The sequence below is a fragment of the Shigella sp. FC1567 genome (genome assembly GCF_001743015.1).
Lineage (GTDB): Bacteria > Pseudomonadota > Gammaproteobacteria > Enterobacterales > Enterobacteriaceae > Escherichia > Escherichia coli.
Genome location: NZ_MIIV01000161.1, coordinates 1 through 4,172 on the forward strand (window position 1 = coordinate 1; position 4,172 = coordinate 4,172).

Genomic DNA, 4,172 nt, shown 5'->3' on the forward strand with positions numbered 1-4,172 from the left:
TCGGCCTTTGAGGTCGTGGTATGGATGACGGATGGCTGGCCGCTGTATGAATCACGCCTGAAGGGAAAGCTGCACGTTATCAGCAAGCGTTACACTCAGCGCATTGAGCGACATAATCTGAATCTGAGACAACATCTGGCAAGGCTGGGACGGAAGTCACTGTCGTTCTCAAAATCGGTGGAGCTGCATGACAAGGTCATCGGGCATTATCTGAACATAAAACACTATCAGTAAGTTGGAGTCATTACCGCATAGGCGAGCTGGCTACCGTGAATCCTGGTACCGATCTCACCGTCGTTGATGCCAGTGGCAAACAGCCGATCGTTCTGTTGCAGGGTTATCAAATGCAGGGCAGTGAAAACACGCTCTACCTGGCGGCAGGTCAACGGCTGGCGCTAGCCACATTAAGTGAAGAAGGTATCAAGGCGCTCACGCTAAACGGGGAATGGCAGGCTGGGGAATTCAGCGCCAGCAATATGGTGAACAGAAACACTGGATGCTGGTGACGCTGGCGGCGGTGTTAGGGCAGATTGGTACACCGGGCGGCGGTTTTGGTTTCTCTTATCATTACTCCAATGGTGGCAACCCGACACGTGTTGGCGGCGTGCTGCCGGAAATGTCTGCGGCGATTGCCGGACAGGCCAGCGAGGCCGCTGATGATGGCGGAATGAGGGCGATTCCTGTTGCCCGTATCGTCGATGCGCTGGAAAATCCTGGCGGCAAATATCAGCATAACGGTAAAGAGCAAACGTATCCGAATATCAAAATGATCTGGTGGGCGGGTGGCGGTAACTTTACCCATCACCAGGATACTAATCGTCTGATTAAAGCATGGCAGAAACCGGAGATGATCGTCGTTTCTGAATGCTACTGGACCGCAGCTGCTAAACATGCAGATATCGTATTACCGATCACCACATCGTTTGAGCGCAATGACTTGACGATGACCGGTGATTACAGCAACCAGCATATTGTGCCGATGAAGCAGGCTGTCGCTCCGCAATTTGAAGCGCGAAACGATTTTGATGTGTTTGCCGATCTTGCGGAATTACTGAAACCTGGCGGAAAAGAGATCTATACCGAAGGTAAAGATGAAATGGCGTGGCTGAAATTTTTCTATGATGCCGCTCAGAAAGGTGCCCGTGCGCAACGCGTGACTATGCCGATGTTTAATGCCTTCTGGCAGCAAAATAAACTGATCGAAATGCGCCGCAGCGAGAAGAACGAACAGTACGTTCGTTATGCTGATTTCCGCGCCGATCCGGTGAAAAATGCGCTGGGTACGCCAAGCGGCAAAATTGAGATTTACTCCAAAACGCTGGAAAAATTTGGCTATAAGGATTGCCCGGCACATCCAACCTGGCTTGCGCCTGATGAGTGGAAGGGTACCGCCGACGAGAAGCAGTTGCAGCTTCTGACCGCACATCCGGCACACCGTTTACATAGTCAGCTTAACTATGCGGAACTGCGTAAAAAATATGCGGTTGCAGATCGTGAACCAATCACTATTCATACCGAAGATGCTGCTCGCTTTGGTATTGCGAATGGTGATCTGGTGCGTGTGTGGAACAAACGTGGTCAGATTCTGACAGGCGCGGTGGTGACTGACGGGATCAAAAAAGGCGTGGTATGCGTGCATGAAGGTGCATGGCCAGATCTGGAAAATGGCTTGTGTAAAAACGGCAGTGCGAACGTGTTAACGGCGGATATCCCCAGCTCGCAGCTGGCAAATGCCTGTGCCGGTAACTCTGCGCTGGTGTATATCGAAAAATATACGGGTAACGCACCGAAGTTAACGGCATTTGATAAGCCTGCTGTTCAGGCGTAAGAAGTGAATAGCGCCCGGAAACGGGCGCTGAGGTTATGCAAACGTAAAACTGCCTGATGCGCTATGCTTATCAGGCCTACATAGTCCCTGCAATAGATTGAATTAGCAAGGGTTTGTAGGCCGGATAAGGCATTCACGCTGCATCCGGCAGTAATACCAGACCTTTACGGCTTGCGCGCAATCAGCACCGCGCGTTTAGGCGCAGGATAACCTTCAACTGTCTTACTCGGATCATGTGGGTCGAGGAAATCGGACAGAGATTCGGTAACCATCCATTCAGTGCGTCGCTGCTCTTCAGTAGTGGTAACGCACACATCCACAACGCGGATATCTACAAAACCACACTTCTTCAGCCAGTTTTTCAGCGCCAGCGCGGAAGGGATGAAATAGACATTACGCATTTGCGCGTAACGATCGCCTGGTACCAGCACCGTGTTCTCATCGCCATCAATAACCAGCGTTTCCAGCACCAGTTCACCCTCATTCACCAGTTGATCTTTCAACTGCCAGAGATGCTCCAGCGGCGAACGGCGATGGTAAAGCACGCCCATCGAAAAGACGGTATCAAAGGCTTTCAGTGCCGGAAGCTGTTCAATACCTAACGGTAACAAATGTGCGCGCTGATCGTTACCCAGTAGTTTACGCACCGCTTCAAACTGGCACAGAAACAGTTGCGTAGGGTCGATCCCCACCGCGAGGTGCGCGCCTGCGCCAATCATGCGCCACATGTGATAACCGCTGCCGCAGCCGACATCCAGAATGGTGCGTCCGGTTAAATCAGAAAGATGGGGCAGAACACGATCCCATTTCCAGTCGGAACGCCATTCGGTATCGATGTTGACGCCATACAGTGAGAACGGCCCTTTGCGCCATGGCATCAGGTTCCGCATAAGCGTTTCAATGCGTTTAATTTGCCCGGTGCTCAGTGGCTCTTCGCTTTCGGCGGTTACGCTATGCAATAAATCCAGACGATACGGTTTAATTTCAGGCAGAAATTCCACCGCGTTGGACCACTGCTTAAACAGCCCGTGCTGCTGCTCGCGCTGCCAGTTAGCAATCTGCGCGGGCAGCGTTTCGAGCCAGTGTGAAAGATGATTTTTGGCAATCAGAGAATAAAAGTTACCAAAGTCGATCATGCAGCGTCCTCTGCTTTTAATGCCACCAGTGAACCAAAGTTAAAGCACTGGAACCACAGCTCGCTATGCTCAAAACCGGCTTTATGCAGGCGTGCTTTATGGGTTTCCACGGAATCGGTCAGCATCACGTTTTCCAGCATGCTGCGCTTCTGGCTGATCTCCAGTTCGCTGTAACCGTTGGCACGTTTAAAGTCGTGGTGCATGTTGAACAACAGTTCACCAACTTTGGCATCTTCGAAACTGAATTTTTCCGAAAGCACCAGCGCGCCGCCCGGGTTCAGTCCTTGATAAATTTTATCCAGTAATGCCTGGCGCTCGGAAGGTTCCAGGAATTGCAGGGTAAAATTCAGCACCACCATCGATGCGTTTTCAATGGCGATATCGCGAATATCACCTTCAATGACGTCTACTGGCGTAGGGGCTTTATAGGCGTCAATATGACGACGGCAGCGTTCAATCATCGCCGGGGAGTTGTCGATGGCAATAATTTTGCAATTATCATGATGAATGTTGCGACGCACCGAGAGCGTCGCCGCGCCCAGAGAACAACCCAGATCGTAAACCTGCGTACCAGGTTGAACGAAGCGCTCGGCTAACATACTAATCATGGAAATAATATTGGAATAGCCGGGAACGGAACGCTGGATCATATCCGGGAAGACTTCAGCTACCCGTTCATCAAAGGTCCAGTCGCCCAGTCTGGCGATAGGGGCAGAAAATAGCGTGTCGCGGTGAGACATAACGTAAAAATCCGGGAAAAAGAAAGTGGCGTATTGTGCGCTAACGCAGGGAGAAAACCAACTCCCAGGGCATATACCAAAGATTCGCCAGCACCATCAGCAACAGCGCACACCAGGTGGCGCTCATGCCGGAACGTCGCCAGCGAAACAGACGGTGATGAAAACCGTAATAATGCATCAGACGACCAGCAAGCAAAACGATGCCGCAAATATGCACCATCCAGGTTTCTGCGCCATTCATTTCCATAAACAGCATCAGCACAATCGCGATGGGAATATATTCCACCGCGTTACCATGAATGCGAATAGCGCTTTGCAGTTCGCTAAAACCACCGTCACCATAGGCAACGCGGTACTGCAAACGCAAGCTGAAGTGGCACACTGAATTTGGCCACCTGAACAGAGGTGATATGCTCACCTCAGAACAACACAGGTGCTCCAATGAAAAAAAGAAATTTTAGCACAGAG

3 protein-coding genes and 3 pseudogenes are annotated in these 4,172 nt (G+C 51.1%); 3 read left to right on the forward strand and 3 right to left on the reverse strand.

Going from position 1 to position 4,172, the window contains the following annotated elements; translation table 11 throughout:
- The 3 genes and pseudogenes from BHE85_RS11245 to torZ all read left to right on the forward strand — a co-directional run.
- Window positions 1–234, forward strand: a 234-nt coding sequence (locus tag BHE85_RS11245; RefSeq protein ID WP_001393844.1) for an IS1 family transposase, incomplete at its 5' end; no start/stop codon positions are given.
- Window positions 235–248: 14 nt separating this feature from the next.
- Window positions 249–464, forward strand: a pseudogene (locus tag BHE85_RS11250) (NapC/NirT family cytochrome c); the annotation flags it as partial.
- Window positions 446–1,828: pseudogene (gene torZ, locus BHE85_RS11255) on the forward strand (trimethylamine N-oxide reductase TorZ); the annotation flags it as partial. The pseudogenes BHE85_RS11250 and torZ, both read left to right, overlap by 19 nt.
- Before the next feature lie 164 nt (window positions 1,829–1,992).
- Here torZ and cmoB read toward each other — a convergent pair.
- From cmoB to BHE85_RS11270, 3 genes and pseudogenes are all read right to left on the reverse strand, one after another.
- Window positions 1,993–2,964 carry a tRNA 5-methoxyuridine(34)/uridine 5-oxyacetic acid(34) synthase CmoB gene (cmoB, locus tag BHE85_RS11260; protein ID WP_000564746.1) on the reverse strand — a complete coding sequence of 324 codons (972 nt, stop codon included), beginning with the start codon at window positions 2,962–2,964 and terminating at the stop codon, window positions 1,993–1,995.
- Window positions 2,961–3,704, reverse strand: coding sequence for a carboxy-S-adenosyl-L-methionine synthase CmoA (gene cmoA, locus BHE85_RS11265; RefSeq protein ID WP_000019618.1), 744 nt, complete (start codon window positions 3,702–3,704; stop codon window positions 2,961–2,963). The genes cmoB and cmoA overlap by 4 nt, the downstream gene beginning before the upstream one ends.
- A gap of 40 nt (window positions 3,705–3,744) precedes the next feature.
- Window positions 3,745–4,071: pseudogene (locus tag BHE85_RS11270) on the reverse strand (MAPEG family protein); the annotation flags it as partial.
- Between the last annotated feature and the right edge of the window lie 101 nt (window positions 4,072–4,172).